19 protein-coding genes are annotated in these 13593 nt (G+C 60.7%); 2 read left to right on the forward strand and 17 right to left on the reverse strand.

The genetic code is table 11. From position 1 onward, the window contains the following. Nucleotides 1-67: 67 nt before the first annotated feature. The 3 genes from QMG79_RS14980 to QMG79_RS14990 are packed head-to-tail and all read right to left on the reverse strand — an operon-like array spanning nt 68 to nt 1293. Nucleotides 68-484, reverse strand: coding sequence for a hypothetical protein (locus QMG79_RS14980; RefSeq protein WP_283539411.1), 417 nt, complete (start codon nt 482-484; stop codon nt 68-70). Beyond that, complete coding sequence (locus tag QMG79_RS14985; RefSeq protein ID WP_283539412.1) at nt 477-827, reverse strand: HK97-gp10 family putative phage morphogenesis protein; 351 nt, start codon at nt 825-827, stop codon at nt 477-479. The genes QMG79_RS14980 and QMG79_RS14985 overlap by 8 nt, the downstream gene beginning before the upstream one ends. A gap of 10 nt (nt 828-837) precedes the next feature. After that, nucleotides 838-1293 carry a DUF6093 family protein gene (locus QMG79_RS14990; RefSeq protein WP_349357267.1) on the reverse strand — a complete coding sequence of 152 codons (456 nt, stop codon included), beginning with the start codon at nt 1291-1293 and terminating at the stop codon, nt 838-840. A 64-nt stretch (nt 1294-1357) separates the two neighbouring features. Between QMG79_RS14990 and QMG79_RS14995 the strand changes: the two genes are divergently transcribed. Beyond that, on the forward strand, nt 1358-1933 hold the full coding sequence (locus QMG79_RS14995) for an HNH endonuclease signature motif containing protein (protein WP_283539414.1): 576 nt from the start codon (nt 1358-1360) through the stop codon (nt 1931-1933). Here the strand turns inward: QMG79_RS14995 and QMG79_RS15000 are convergent. Beyond that, on the reverse strand, nt 1930-2301 hold the full coding sequence (locus tag QMG79_RS15000) for a hypothetical protein (RefSeq protein ID WP_283539415.1): 372 nt from the start codon (nt 2299-2301) through the stop codon (nt 1930-1932). The genes QMG79_RS14995 and QMG79_RS15000 overlap by 4 nt on opposite strands. A gap of 30 nt (nt 2302-2331) precedes the next feature. On the opposite strand from QMG79_RS15000, the gene QMG79_RS15005 reads away from it, so the two are divergent. Then, nucleotides 2332-2865, forward strand: coding sequence for an HNH endonuclease signature motif containing protein (locus QMG79_RS15005; RefSeq protein ID WP_283539416.1), 534 nt, complete (start codon nt 2332-2334; stop codon nt 2863-2865). Between the two features lie 19 nt (nt 2866-2884). Here QMG79_RS15005 and QMG79_RS15010 read toward each other — a convergent pair whose 3' ends face one another. From QMG79_RS15010 to QMG79_RS15070, 13 genes are all read right to left on the reverse strand, one after another. Continuing rightward, complete coding sequence (locus tag QMG79_RS15010) at nt 2885-3979, reverse strand: phage major capsid protein (protein ID WP_283539417.1); 1095 nt, start codon at nt 3977-3979, stop codon at nt 2885-2887. Nucleotides 3980-3990: 11 nt separating this feature from the next. Further along, entirely contained in the window at nt 3991-4341 is a 351-nt protein-coding gene (locus QMG79_RS15015) for a DUF2190 family protein (RefSeq protein ID WP_283539418.1), read from the reverse strand. Nucleotides 4342-4343: 2 nt separating this feature from the next. Further along, nucleotides 4344-5531: a hypothetical protein gene (locus QMG79_RS15020; protein ID WP_283539419.1), complete on the reverse strand. Its 1188-nt coding sequence runs from the start codon at nt 5529-5531 to the stop codon at nt 4344-4346. A gap of 9 nt (nt 5532-5540) precedes the next feature. Continuing rightward, on the reverse strand, nt 5541-5738 hold the full coding sequence (locus tag QMG79_RS15025) for a hypothetical protein (RefSeq protein ID WP_283539420.1): 198 nt from the start codon (nt 5736-5738) through the stop codon (nt 5541-5543). Nucleotides 5739-5885: 147 nt separating this feature from the next. After that, nucleotides 5886-6947, reverse strand: coding sequence for a phage minor head protein (locus QMG79_RS15030; RefSeq protein ID WP_283539421.1), 1062 nt, complete (start codon nt 6945-6947; stop codon nt 5886-5888). A gap of 15 nt (nt 6948-6962) precedes the next feature. Continuing rightward, nucleotides 6963-8516, reverse strand: coding sequence for a hypothetical protein (locus QMG79_RS15035; protein ID WP_283539422.1), 1554 nt, complete (start codon nt 8514-8516; stop codon nt 6963-6965). An 11-nt stretch (nt 8517-8527) separates the two neighbouring features. Further along, nucleotides 8528-10036 carry a phage terminase large subunit gene (terL, locus tag QMG79_RS15040; protein ID WP_283539423.1) on the reverse strand — a complete coding sequence of 503 codons (1509 nt, stop codon included), beginning with the start codon at nt 10034-10036 and terminating at the stop codon, nt 8528-8530. 489 nt (nt 10037-10525) lie between these two features. After that, entirely contained in the window at nt 10526-11335 is an 810-nt protein-coding gene (locus QMG79_RS15045; RefSeq protein WP_283539424.1) for a hypothetical protein, read from the reverse strand. 70 nt (nt 11336-11405) lie between these two features. After that, nucleotides 11406-11840: a DUF6221 family protein gene (locus QMG79_RS15050; protein WP_283539425.1), complete on the reverse strand. Its 435-nt coding sequence runs from the start codon at nt 11838-11840 to the stop codon at nt 11406-11408. Continuing rightward, on the reverse strand, nt 11837-12490 hold the full coding sequence (locus QMG79_RS15055; RefSeq protein WP_283539426.1) for an HGGxSTG domain-containing protein: 654 nt from the start codon (nt 12488-12490) through the stop codon (nt 11837-11839). Before QMG79_RS15055 ends, QMG79_RS15050 begins: the two co-directional genes overlap by 4 nt. After that, complete coding sequence (locus tag QMG79_RS15060) at nt 12480-12716, reverse strand: hypothetical protein (protein ID WP_283539427.1); 237 nt, start codon at nt 12714-12716, stop codon at nt 12480-12482. The genes QMG79_RS15055 and QMG79_RS15060 overlap by 11 nt, the downstream gene beginning before the upstream one ends. Further along, on the reverse strand, nt 12713-12943 hold the full coding sequence (locus QMG79_RS15065; RefSeq protein WP_283539428.1) for a hypothetical protein: 231 nt from the start codon (nt 12941-12943) through the stop codon (nt 12713-12715). The genes QMG79_RS15060 and QMG79_RS15065 overlap by 4 nt, the downstream gene beginning before the upstream one ends. Next, nucleotides 12936-13175, reverse strand: coding sequence for a hypothetical protein (locus tag QMG79_RS15070; protein WP_283539429.1), 240 nt, complete (start codon nt 13173-13175; stop codon nt 12936-12938). Before QMG79_RS15070 ends, QMG79_RS15065 begins: the two co-directional genes overlap by 8 nt. Between the last annotated feature and the right edge of the window lie 418 nt (nt 13176-13593).

The raw sequence follows: 13593 nt of genomic DNA on the forward strand, positions 1-13593 counted from the left end.
GGACGCGGCGCTTTTCCCCACCGTCCGGGGGTACTGCGGTTACAAAGCCGTCAGACATGGTGTTCTCCTAGTTGGTGATGAGCCGCCACTGCAGGGGGAGCATGAAGCGGGCCGGGGTGATGCTGGCGTCGAGGATGGGGGTTTGCTGGTTGTAGCCGTCCGGGTTGGGGCGGATGATTCCGCGGCCTGCCCGGTGGTTGGTGAGGAGTGCTTTGTCGGCTGCGGCGAGTTGCAGGCAACTGTTCGCGTCGGGGCCGACTGCGGTGGTTTGGAAGTCCCATATGAGCGTTGATTGGGATTCGACACCGTCTGAGGTGAGTTCGTTGGGTGCTTCGCCTAGCCCGGCCCAGAGGATCGTGTACGGCTTGATGTAGACACCGTTTTGGGGGACTTTTTCGGGGACGTAGCCGTCGTAGACTGTCCTGCCCGTGTCGGTGCGGAGGCGGGCCAGTAGGAGTGATTTAGCGGTGAGGATGTCAGCCATTGAGGGCGTCCTCACCGAGTTGCGCCACGGCCTGCTCGAACGCGGGGAGGTGCTTGTCGAACGCCGGGGCCATGAACGGTTGCGGGGCCATACGGGACGTGCCAAGTTCCAGGTAGATCCCGTAGTTCGCTGTCGGGCCGATCTCGGCGGAGAAGTCGCCGGTACGTTCAACACCGATGCTGTTCTTCAGGTTGCCCGTGTCGACCGGGGCCATGGTCTTCGCCGTACCTTCAATGTCTTTGGCGGTTTTCATGACGACGACCGGGCCGAGGCGAGTGGCACGTGCACCGGCTTGACCGATACTGGCGGCTATGTTGCGGATGGAAGATGCGTCAGCGCCCACGGGTAGCCTCCTACGGGTTTTGCTGGGTGAGGTTGTCCGTGCAGTCAAGGTCCCTAGAGAACTCAAGGGAGCCGTACATGATGGACGTGACGGCGAGGCGGCGGCCCATGACCTGGACTTGATCGCCACGTTCCCCTGCTCGAAGCTCCGGGAGCCTGACGCCTTCGGGGGAGACATGGGGGACTGTGACGAGGTAGTCGCGGACACTCGTGGGCTGCTCGGTCGGGGTGGGGGTATTGGAGAGTTTGCGCTCTTGGAGTCGGCACACCGTTTCGTGGATGACTTCCTCACCAGTCCACCCGGGCGGCACCGGGTACGGTGGCGGTTCCGTGCTGACCCGGTAGAAGATGCAGGGCACTGTCATGGTCCCGGTGATCGTGGGCCGGTGGCGTTCAGCCCAATTAGGCGGTATAACTCTGGTGTTGGGTAACGGCATTTTTGCCTCCAATTGGTAGAATTGGGGCATAAGAAAACCCCGCGACTGCTGGTAACAGTCCGGGGCCTTGGCAATCGTCGGGAAGGACGATCACATGAACAAGCGTACCTGCTCATACCCCGGATGCGAGCGACCGCACTACGGTTTAGGACTTTGCAAACCGCATCACCGGCAGCAGTGGAGGGGCCAGGAACTCCGCCCCGTTATTGACCGGTCTTTGTCACCGGAACAGCGCCTCTGGAACTCAGTCGAGAAGACTCAATCCTGCTGGCTGTCGAACTCCAAACTCACCCACGATGGGTACGCCCGCGTCTGGGTTAATGGTGTGAATGTCTACGCGCATCGCTTTGCCTATGAGCTACTGGTTGGCCCAATTCCAGAGGGTCTTCAAATCGATCACCGATGCTTTGTTCACAACTGTGTCCGGCCCGCCCATTTACGTCCGGCGACCGACAAGCAGAACCAGGAGCACCTAAGCGGCGCCCTTCGGAACTCAGCAACCGGTGTCCGCGGTGTGCATTGGGACAAGAAGAATTGCCGATATGTCGCGCAGGTGCGGCATAACAGGAAGACTATCTATCTCGGCAGGTACGACAGCATCGAAGAAGCTGATTCAGCTGCAAGGGCTAAACGGGCTGAACTCTTCACGCATGACGACGCAGACTACTAGATCCGTGCTTCTTCGCCCTCAGCCCTGTCGTTACAGGTGAGCGGGTGGACGCTGAAGAATGAGCCGTTGTCTTCAAGTAGGTGATCGGCGGCGGCCTGATCGTCATACGTTTTCGCGAGGGCCCGCAGTTCTGTGGCGAGCTTCGCACCGTCCACCGATACGTCCTGCGCGCTGATGACCTTACTGGTCAGCGCCTCAGATACGGCGATGGAACGCAGCGCAGCAGCAGCGGCCCGGTAAACGTTATCCCCGCGGAGAGTGAGGAACGCCATGACCTGCTCATCAGAGAGGACTTGCCCGCCGGTCTCGGACGCTTCCGCTATAAGGAGCCTGACCTGACCCAACGGTGTCGTGTAGTCGATGGCCATGGACGCTCCTAGAGTGGTATCGTGATTGTCATGAAACCAGTTGATTTGAAAGACAAAGACGTCGCTCGGTTCTGGAAAAAAGTCGCAGGCCCAAACAACAATGGGTGCAGGCTCTGGACTGCAGGGAAGGGAGTCGATGGCCGCTATGGGCGCATCCAGGTAGCCGGCAAGGCCCACTACACTCATCGGGTCGCATTTGTCATCGCCAACGGCAGACAGATCAAGCCCGGTGCGTTTATCGATCACAAATGCCATGTCACCCTCTGCGTGAACCCTCAACATCTTCAGGAGGTCACCGCAAAAGCGAACTCGGAAAACCGTTCTGGTTCCCAACAGGGGACAAAGTCAGGCATCCGCGGGGTCAACTGGAACCCGACGCACAAGCTGTGGGTTGTGCGCGTCGGACACGCTGGTAAGCGCTATCTAGGCGGTTACTTTCGCGACCTGCAGGCAGCAGAGGCGGCGGCTATTGCCCTGCGCAATAGCCTGCACACGAACAACCTGGTGGACCGTGTAGGCCCGTCCGAGATTCAGAACGCGGTTGATTCGCCGCTTCGGAACTGACCTCGGACGGGCCTGTCCACTAAGAGCCGGTCGACACGTATGTGCCAATCGGGTCCGTGGCCGCGCCGCCGGTGATGTGCCGCCCACGGTAGTGGATGGTGTCATCACCGAAGCTGCCCTCGTCAACGGGGATAGCCCCGCCGCCAACACGCTCGCCCTGATCTCGCTTGACGCGGATGTCAGGCTGTTCCTCGCCCAGCATCGTCGCCTTGTACAAGGCAGGGTTCGCCGAAGCCGGGTCAGGCATGATGTACCAGGTGGTGTCAGCCTTCGCGGAGGCGTCGATCATGCTGAGGCGCTCAGAAACCTTCACTGCAACCTTTCCGAACAGCGGGTTCGGGATGGGGTTGGTGCCGCCTGCGGGGTCCGGGATTGTTGCGGTCACGGCACGCTCAGCCTCAAACTGCAGAGTTGGCGCTACGACCAGCCAGAGCTTGGTGCCGAGGGCGCGGAAAGGGATGCCCTCACGGTTCTTCCGCTTCCAGATCGCCTTGACGGCGGTCTCCACGTTTTCGCGGGTGAGAGGCAACGCAGTAGGTGCGTTGCCGTTCGCTGTTTTGAAGAACGCCGTGTTCGGACCCGATGCAGTAACGAACGAACCAAAGACCTTGGCGTCCTCGGTATTACGGGCTGCCGTGGCCAGCCGGGCCGGGAAGTCCATCAGGTCCGAGTAGTCGTTGTTCTTCCGAAGCTCAAAGGTGAGGCCGTAGGTGCGGCCCGTCTTTCCGATGCCGATTTCGTATTCGAACTCGGAGAGCTTCCCAGCCTTGTACTCTTCGCCTTCCTTCACGTCCTCAAACGTGTCCTGGCCACCGTTCAGATCAATGATCTTCTTAGGCCGGAAGTCCTTGAGTCGCGTCTCCCTTGCGAGGGACTTCCACTCCGGATCTACGGCCTTGTATGTGGACTGGACTTCGATATCGAAGGCCTTACCGAGTAGGACGGGGAAGTCGGAAGTGCTGAACGCTTCCTTCAAGCGGTACTCAGCTGCGTTCGTGAGTCCGCGTGCTCCCTCGTTGAAAAGCTTGGCCGCTTCAAGGACGCGTGCCTTCACGGAGGGAGCTACACGGTAGCCCTCCTTGGCGATGATGTCGCCAGTGTTGAGAATGGTCATGGTCGTTCTCCTTACGCGCCTGCGGCGGTCTGTGTGCTGTATCCGAGGGGGCGTACTTCGAGGTCGGCGGTTCCGGTGCCCTTGGTTGCCAGGGCTACACCCCAAGCGAAGTTGCCTGTGGCCGTGGCGGTGAGTGCTCCAGCGCCCGTGATGTGCACGAGCCCTCCCTGGGAGACTGCGCCAGCGACGGGGATGTCCCACGACTGGTCAAGCCAGATGGTTACTTCCTCACCGGCTTTTGCGTCGATCTGGGCGACGCCATTGATTGCTCCGACGCGGACTGGATCACCTGATTTCACGTCGCGGGGTGCTGTGACCTTGATGTGCAGAGCACCGTTGGTGTATCGCTGGTTCTTAGCCATGGTTAGGCTCCCTTCAGTGCGGTGAGGACGTCGGAGTCGGCAACTTCGGCGGATTCCTTGATGGGCTGGGCGCCGTTGCCGTTGGGTCGGCCAGCCCCAGCGAGGGACTGGAACGATGCGGCGGCTTCGGCGACGGAAGTCGTGAACTTCTCGGCGTCGAAGTCTTCAGCGGATGCGGCGCGGGTAGCGGACTCGGTAACGAACGCGGGTGCGTCTTCCCCGAATGCTTCACGAACAATGGACGCCGCTGTTGCCTGCCGTGCTGTGGCCGACTCGATGGCGCGATCTTCGCGTTCTTTCTTCAGTTCAGCCTCGGCCGTGGTGGCCCGGCTGGCGGACTCGCGCAGTGCGGCGAGTTCCTTGTCATCAATGGTTGCCATGGTGGCTTCCTCCTGATTTTCGGTTACCGCTGCCGGGTTCGGAGCGGAATCATTGGGTGCCTCGACGGGCAGGTATGTGGTGGTGGGGCGGACCTCGACGCGTTCACCGGCGAGGGTCACGGCGGTGTCGGTCATCGTGTAGCCCTGCTGGTAGGTTGCGGACGAATCGGTGTCCTCAACGTCGAACCAGACCTTGGTGTCGTCGTAGTCGCGCATCCAGACCCAAGTCTCTTGAGCCCCGTAGGTGGCGCGGAGTGCTTCGCGGAGGAGTTCGCCGGTCTCGTTCGCTGTCGCCTCTTTGACAATGGAGCGGGACTCGATGACGTGCGCGGCCTCCAACACTTCGGTAATCGCACCACCACGTCCTGCAACAGTTACGAGGTCCACCCGGTTGAACGGGTGGGGGATCAGCTTCTCCACGACAGGGCCGTCAGCGGTTTTCTTGACCTGAGCCTGAGCAGCAATGGACGCGCCAATGAACTCCTGAAACTCCTCAACGAAGTCCCGCCACGCGGAAGCCACACGAGCCTCAGCTACAAGCGCCCCGTTTTCGGCCACGCGGGCGTCTTCCAAGAGGACAACTGCAAGGTTCCGGAGGTCACCCTCAGGGCGTTCCATGCGCTGAAACTCAGTGTCGTGGTTGATGTGTCCCTGCGTTCCTCGGGGGAACACCACGTCGGCTGCTGCAGCTTCCAGAACCTCGGCAGTGTAAGCGCCGGATGATCCTTGCCCGGGTGTGATGAGGGTGAGGAGTATGCGGCCGGGGCCGGTGCGGGTCGTGGTCCCCGCTTCGCGGATCAGTGTAGGCATGGCAGTTTCCTAGGCTCGTGGGGGCCAGGACCATCCGGCCTGTCCTGGTTCTTGGCATTCATCCCAAGTGATGTCGTTTTCGTTCGGGATAAACGGGTGGGCTTTGATTGCTCCGTTTGGCATGACCGCGGTGACTATCGCGGCGATGGGGTTACCGTCTGCACCTGTCAGGTGGACGATCCGGCCGACACTGGGTTTCTGGGACATGGGGCTCCTACAATGGGCGGGTGGGGAAAGACGATGAGAACGTGGGCGGGCCGGGAGAATGCCCGGGTCATGCGTTCGTGATGACCCATGTGGACTTGAACAGTCACGGCGGGTTCATCTACTCGGCGTGTAAGTGGTGCTGGACCGTCAGCGTGGAGCAGCCAGGGACTTGAGGTCCTTCACAGGGGTTACGTGCATCGCGTCCCGCCAACCGTCCGTTGACTTCTTCGTGGTGAGGTCGTCCCAGCCGATTTGACCGGACTGCAGCAGGTTGAGGCGTTCTGGGCCCATGATCTTGAGTTGCGTGTCGTCGGTGAGGTTGTCGAACCATGCCCGGGCGTCAGGGAAAGCGTCTTCGGGTTCTTCGATGCCGGTGAATCCGAGCTCAGCCCACGTTTTGGTTTTGTCGATCCTCGCGCACCGCCCGTTTTGGTGGTCGTCGGGGCCGGGTTCGTCGATCTCGTGTTCGCTGCCGTGGTTTGCGAGGCAGCTAGGACAGGTCCGGGCATCTAGGGACGCGGACCAAACCCATTTGGTGAGGATGTCCGTGTTCTGCAGGGCCGCTGTCCGGGACCCTTCGCGGTGCGCGTCAAGCGTTTCGGTCCTCGCCAGCACGAGCGCCCGTGTCAGACCGCCGTTGAAACCGTTCTCGGCCTGCTTCACAATCCGGCGGGCCGTGACGTTCGGGTTAGCTCCGACAGCGATACCGCGGATCAGGTTCGAGCGCATAACCCTTTGGGCGTCCGCCGCGAGCGGCCGCGTTGTGGAGGTGATCTGCTGGGTGGAGCGTTTCACAATCGCCGCCAACGCCTTCGAATCAACCCTGTCCCATGTCGTCAGGAGTGGGGAGCCGCCCGGGGGGAGCTGCGAACCAATGATCGCCGTAGCCCCAACCCCGCCAAGGGTCACAGCCTGGGGGATAGCCGCGCTGATCGTGATGTTCGCCTGATCAGCGAGGCCCTGCAGCTCATCCAACGTGACTTCGAGGGACTGCCGCAACCGGGTGTTGGCCCTGACCTTCGCCTGAGACACGTACCCGTTGGCCTGCTCGGTGAGGACGTCATCAATGGATGCGACGTACTCCGGTTCCAGTCCTTGCCAGGCGTTCACCCATGCCCCAACCAAGTCTCGGACTTGCTGGTCTGAGAGTGACCGGATCTGGTTGCGGGTGTCGGCTGCGAGGGCCAGCGTTTCCGGTGTGATCGTCACCCTGGCCCCCTCTCCCTATACGACTGTTGCGGGGTCTTCGCCGCGTTTGAAAGCATCAGCAGCAGCAGCGCCAGCCGTCACGCCGGGTTCTATGTACTGGTCGTTATCGTCCGTGACCTGATCCAAGATCTCCTCAATGTCACGGATGCGCAGCGCGTGGAGGATGAGCTTCAAGATCTCCAACGGCGGGACCTTGCCCGTACCGTCAGCCATGACAATCGCGTCCATCAACGTTTTGATGTCGATCTCTTCGAGGTCGGGGAAGTTGACCTCGACCGTCGCTTCCTGATCGGCGGCCAAAGCGATGAGTAGCCTGTCACCGTCGCGCAGCACAGTGCCCTTGAGTGGCCCGCGGGGGGCCATGACGGCTTGTTCTATCGCGTACCCGACTGAGGCGCGGTAGAACTGTGCGTGGACTTCCTGACGGCCCATCATTTCAAGGCGTGTGGGGAGGTCGAGGGTTTCCGCGGTCGCCCGTGACCCTGTTACGCCGGGGTCAGCGAGGAGGATCGTGACGGGGATGCCAAGCGCAGCTGCGACCATTGCGGCGAGTGGCCGGCCTGACTCCGAGTCCAGTGTTGCCCCGGACTTGGAGGGGAACTCGACGTCGCCGGTTCCGGTGGCGACCATCTGACCTGCCGGGCCGGATTGGATCTGGTTCGCTGCGGCCCGCATGCCCTGCGCTTTGGAGTTCTTGTCCTTGATCACACCGGCGATGCGGGACAGGGCCTGCATGAGGACAGCCCATGCCTCTAGGAACTCTTTGTAAGCCTTGGACCATGGGAGTGCGGAGTACCCGTCACCTACACCCCAGATGCGGTCCCGCCCGACAGGGTTGACCTTGATGTGGTAGACAGCTGCGCCGCCGACAGTGCCCGGCCACATGACGGGGTGTCCGTTGTAGGTCTTCATTTTCGTGAGCGGCTGGTACGTCAGTGCCGGGTAGTAGGCCGTCATCTGCCGCGTCAGCGCACCGAGCGATTCAGTGGGTAGGACCTCAGTCCAGACGCGCTTGTAAAACCATGGGGTGAACTTATCCCCGGGCGCGGTGACAACCTCGACGATCTCATCGAACGCGAACGGCCGGGCCTGCACACGGCCCGTGAGCGGGTCAACGAAGTGGGCCACGAACTCGTTACCATCATCGAACAAGTCATGCTCAATACCCTGACGTGCCTGGGCGCCAAACACTGCCGCCTCATTGCCCTCATCCGTGAGATAAGCGGTCACAAGGGCGTTGAGGTCCTGCCCACCCTCGCTCGCACGCGCAGCAACCTGCACGCCCTGCCCAAACACGTACGAGGAGCGGATCTGCTTGCCGCGCTTCATGAGCGGGTTCATGATCGACGTGATGCGTACAAGGTCGGCGTTACGTGCCAGCACCTCGCGGGTGAAGATCGCCCCGCCTTGACCAGTGAGGGAATCCCAGCCGATATCTTCGCGGGCGAGGGCTGCCAAACGTTCCTGCACACGCTCCAACTGGAACTCCAACGAAGCGACCGTCCCGTCATCGACGGGTGCGGCCTCAACGACGTCGCGGCGTAGGCCCAATGACTCAAGCAATCCCATGCCGCCTCCTTCTAATGCTCAGATATAGCCCAGCCTTGGGCGTCGTAGTCGTCGTAAATGTCCGGTTCCACCACGCGGCCCTCGTTGAGGATCGGCATGAGGAGGAGCCGGTTGATTGCCTGTGACATTGCGTCGATAGTGTCGTCGTGCTTTGATGCCGGGAAGTTTGCTGCCTCTTCGCGTAGCTCCTCGACGTTCGGGAGGAGTTTCGCGGTGGGTAGGACAACATTCTTGGAAAACACCAGAGGGGAAATAGCCGAGGCCCGGGCAGTTTTTGATCCCTCAGGTTCGATGGGGATAAGCCCGAAGATTTGCTGCTGTAGGGCGTTGATCACGGCAGGGCCGTTGGCCTTCGCCTCGACCATCTTCTGGATCGCTTGCGGCCATTTCGCCGTCATGGCTTTGATCGCCGCGCATGTCGCGTTGAAGTTCATCCGCGCCCTGACCTGATCCAGCAAGTAGGCGGTGTTCCCGACTCGCAACCAGACTTGCCCGACGACGAAGTCACTGTTCTTGGTATCGCCAAAGGTGAGGTCCCAAGATTGCACGAGTTCGTGGTCGTCTCGGCCGATGCCGGGGACCATGTGTGCGCCGTCGTCTCGGACAGTCCAGAGGGGTTCGTCGTAGGTTGCCCAGTCGCGTGGGAAGATCCCGCCCTCATCGGGTGATGGGTTCCCTTGGTAGAGGGCAGCCCATGAGCGTGGCCCTGTGTCTCGTTTGCGGCGCTCCCATTGGGCTGTGGTCATTCCACGGGTGGTGACCATATACTCGCCGGGTTCGCGGCCTAAAGGGTCAGTCTCGCCAAGCTCGGGGCGGTGGTCTGCTTGCGCCGGGACGTTGACTACACGCCATTCCCCGCCGCCGTTCTCGGCCTTGAGTACCATCCCGCCAAGATCGGAAGTATTCCACCTGGTCATGATGATCACGGCCGGTGCGCCTGGGGCGAGGCGGGTCATGGCTACTTCACGCCACCAGTCCCAGTTGCGTTGCTGGTAGCGTTCACTGTCCGCGTCTTCACGCCCCTTCACAGGGTCGTCCACGATCATCAGCTCTGAGGGGCGGCCCGTGAGAGACGCCCCCACACCCGCAGTGAACACTCCGCCTTGGTGGCCATCGAGTAGCCACTCTGACTGGGAAGACACGTCATTGCGGACTGACAAGCCGCCCATGGTTTTACCGTGTTCCGTGATGTCGTCGCGGATGACGCGGCCCCAACGTCGGGCGGTGTCCGTGTTGTAGGAGCAGACCGTTATGCGGGTTTCTGGGTTCTGCGTGAGAGCCCATGCAGCAAATCTGCGGACGGCTCGCTGCGACTTACCAGCCTGCGGTGGGCAGGAGATGATGAGACGCGCATCTGGCGTGTTCCAGGCCCATACGAGGGCTTCGTCGAAGAGGCGCATGGTGTCTGTCTGCTTGGTCTTTGCGTCAAGCTCGACTGCCATTTCGCCGGGCGTCGCCCACTTGGGTGGTGGTGCTGGCTCAAACATGCGGGCCGCGGCCTCAAACATGCTCAAGCTCACGGGACGCTCCTAGGGAAGTTTTGTCTCTTGTTGTGCTGCCGGTTTGCCTGAGACGGTGGCCGGTGGGATTGCCCTGCATTGCGGTCCGCGGTGACGAGTGTGGAAGTGTGCGTATCGACTTTCAGGGACTTGCGCGGGGTTTGACGGCTTCCCCTTACCGGATGTAGGTCATCACCCTGTGGGCTGCCGGGACTTGAACCCGGTGTATTCCTGCCCGGCCTTGTCGGCCGTATTCGTTCAGCCCTGCCGCATTGCACGGCCTATTCAGTTTTGTGTGTTGCGGGGGTGGGCAGGTCCGTCCATGGCAGGGACGAAAGGATAGGTCCCCGGCCGGCCTTCACTGGGTGCACGCGGAAACCATGTGTTGACCCGTGCCCGCAAGTCATGAATATGGCCCGCCACTATGGGGGTTGTGACGGGCCACTGCGCGTTCGTCTTCCCAGACAAAACTCACATCATGAAAAGAATATCCCTACAAACCTGATTTGGTCAAGCAACCATTCCCATTTGTTCCGGGGTAGATACTTCACGCTTACCGGTGGGTGTTTCGAGGTACACACGAAGGACATCGGCTGCGGTGTAGAGGGACCGCTTGGAGCCGACGTCGCATGCTACGGGTTCTAGTTTCCCCCGGTAGACCCATTGGTCAACTTTGCTGGTGTTGACTTTCGCGTGGCCACCGGCTTTGAGTGCCCGGATGATGCGGGGGAGGAATGTTGCTACGTGCCATGATTCGCTGATGAGCCATAGCTGGTATGCCTTGACATTGAATGGGCTTCGGCACCAGTCGCATTTGCCGGTGTGGTCACCGAGTCTGGCGGTGAGTGTTCCGGGGCATTCGGTGTGCATGCAGGGTCCGAGTGTTATGCGTTCGGTGGTTCTGTCTGTGGCGCGGCGGCAGGCGTTGAGGGATTCTCTTAGTTCCCGCATGAGGTCACCGGCCCAGTCTTGGGTGCGGATTTGTGGCATGAGGGTGAAGAGGTTTGCGGCGGTGGCTGCTGGGGTTTGTGTCTTTTTGGTGGGCTGCATGTGGTCTAGCCAACCTTGGAGTACTGCGGCGAGTTGGTCGGCGTTTTCGAGGGCGTCGAAGTTGCAGGGTTCTGATGGGGTGGAGTGCCCGGTGGTGCCGAGGGTGCTGGTGCCGACGTCGAGGCGGGCGGCTGTGACGGCGAGGTTTGCCCATACGTCGGGGACGTCGCGTAGGAGTCCGCGTAGTTTGTCTGTGCAGGTGTGGCAGAGGGTGATTCCTGGTGCGTTGGTGGGGTGTTCCCCGCCGGTGCACTGGTGCTGCTCTGCCATGTGTTTTCCCCTACTGTTTGCGACGCGTACTAGTACTTATTCTAGCAAATGAGAGGCGTTTTGCTGGGTATCACAGCGCCCATTCCTGACGGTAATCCGGGTGCGAGGAGTACACGGAGGAGAGGGCTTCGAGGATCGGCATGCCGAGTTTTCCGCCATCTGTCAGGTTGAAGTTCTCGCACTTGTTGGCCCTGATCTCGCCTTCCGAGCATCCGCATCCCCACTCGCTGTCTATTTCAACTGCGTAGTAGAACTGGGAGTCAATGAGCTTCCGTTTCGCGGCGCACTCGGCAAGGACACGGGCAGAGTCATGGCGGGCAATGTGTGCAATCACATCACTGTCCTCCCCGCCAACAACTTCACGCTTGCCCTCAGCTCTAATTGTGTACCACTCATCTTCATGATTTGATACGGCCGTCCAGATTGCCCCCCATCCAAACGAGGCAAGTTTTGCAAGCTCTTCGTCTTCCGCGATCCTGGCTTCCAAGAATTCGGTGATGGTCATGAGTCGTTGCCTCCTGCGAGTAGGCGTAGCTGTTGGGGGACGATGGTGGGTACTAGGGCTTGCTGTTCTGGGGTGAGGCCGAGCGCGGCGAGGATGCGTTTGATGACGTCCGCAACGAGGGCTCCTTGGTCTTCTGCGAGTTTGATCTTGCGTTCTTCGATCCCGGCGCGGAGGGCGAGTGCGCAGACCTTCGCGAGGTGGTCGCGTTCTTTGAGGTAGAGCTCGTACCAGATGGATGGTGCGGCTTTCTGCGTGGTCATGTCGACCATGCCTTGTGGGCCGATGCCTTCATCTTTCTGGGTGACACCCCAGACGAGGTCGTCGGCTTTGAGTTCTTGGACTTTGTCGCGTAGCCAGGCGACGTGGCCGGCGGTGTGGTGGATTTCGTTGAGGAGTGCTTTGCCGGGGTCGATGTCTTGGGGGAGTCCGAGGGTGCGGACGCCTTTGGTGAGTTGTTCGCGGGCTTCTGTTTCGGCCACACGTTTGGCTGCTGCAATTTTGGAGCGTGGGGATGCGCCGCCGTGACGCCTGCAACGGGTGGCACCGGCCATTGGCAGCATTTTGCAGGGAGTTCCGTCTTTCTTTTTCGCCCCGCAGATCAGCTTCCCGCCCACTACCTGCCCCGCCGCGTACCGTGGGTCAGTTGCCATTGAGTCCGAGCCTTCCGGTGACTTCCTTAGCGAGGAGAGCTTTGTCGATCCCGTAGGTTCGCAAGGTGTCGGGGTCTTCGCCCAGTAGGGCCACTAGGGCTACGTTGCGGGTCTCTTCAGCTAGGGCGAACGTTGCCATCGCGGTCATCATCTGGTCGGACATGTGGGTATTGCCGGTGATTGTGCTGACTGCCGTGTTGCCTGGTAGGCGCAAGTCTATGTTCACTGGTCCTCCTTGTATGCGTGGATGATGTGCCCGTCAGGGGTGATGCGCGTTTCGAGTGATTCTCTGATCCATTGCCGGTCGGCTTCGTCGCGTGGCGCTTCAGTTATGGTCGCTTGTCTGATGTGCCAGCCCGTGGTTCCTTGTCCGTAGCAGACGTAGTGGCTGTTGGGCCATTGGATGTCGGGGTTGTTGTAGCAGACCTCAACGGTGCGAGGTGTGTTAGTCATGGATGGTTACCTCATCGTCTGGGTGTACGCGGATTTCGCCGGCGTGGAGGAACGCTAGGGAGAGGCTGGAGCGGCCCATAACCCGCCTCGGTACGGCCTCAATGAGTGCGCGTTCTTCGACGACGTCTGTTTCGGATTTGATGCCGATGAGGCGGTCGCTGATTTCTGTTCTTGGGGTTTTGAGTGTGACTCGTTCGCCTATGTGTCCCCAGCAGAGTTCTGATGCTTTCATTAGGGCTCCTTCGGGTGCCATTTGAGGCTGATGTGGCCGTAGGGTCCGGGACGCCAGCCTGAGTGCATTTCGTAGGGTTCCAGTGAGTTCCCTTTGCGTTCAGTGGAGGAAAAATTGTTGCCTTCGGGGTGTGGTTCTTTGTCTGCTTCGGGCTTTGCTGGGGTGTTTGGTGGGTTGTGGTGGTGGCCTGTTCGCCATTGTTCTAGGGAGGCCCTTACCTCTGGGGCGGTTCCTGACTCGACTTCGAGTGCTGCGCCGCACCCGCATTTTTCTGTTGCTTTCATGTGGTTCCTCAGTCGTTCGTGGTTGACCGGCAAAAATCAGCCGGCAGGGGATTGGGTGGCTTCGAGTGCTGCCATGCCAGATACTTGGTGGCACATGAGTCCGGCGCGTTCCATGCAGCAGTGGCCTTCGTGGA

The organism is Pseudarthrobacter sp. PS3-L1 (assembly GCF_030063285.1).
GTDB lineage: Bacteria > Actinomycetota > Actinomycetes > Actinomycetales > Micrococcaceae > Arthrobacter.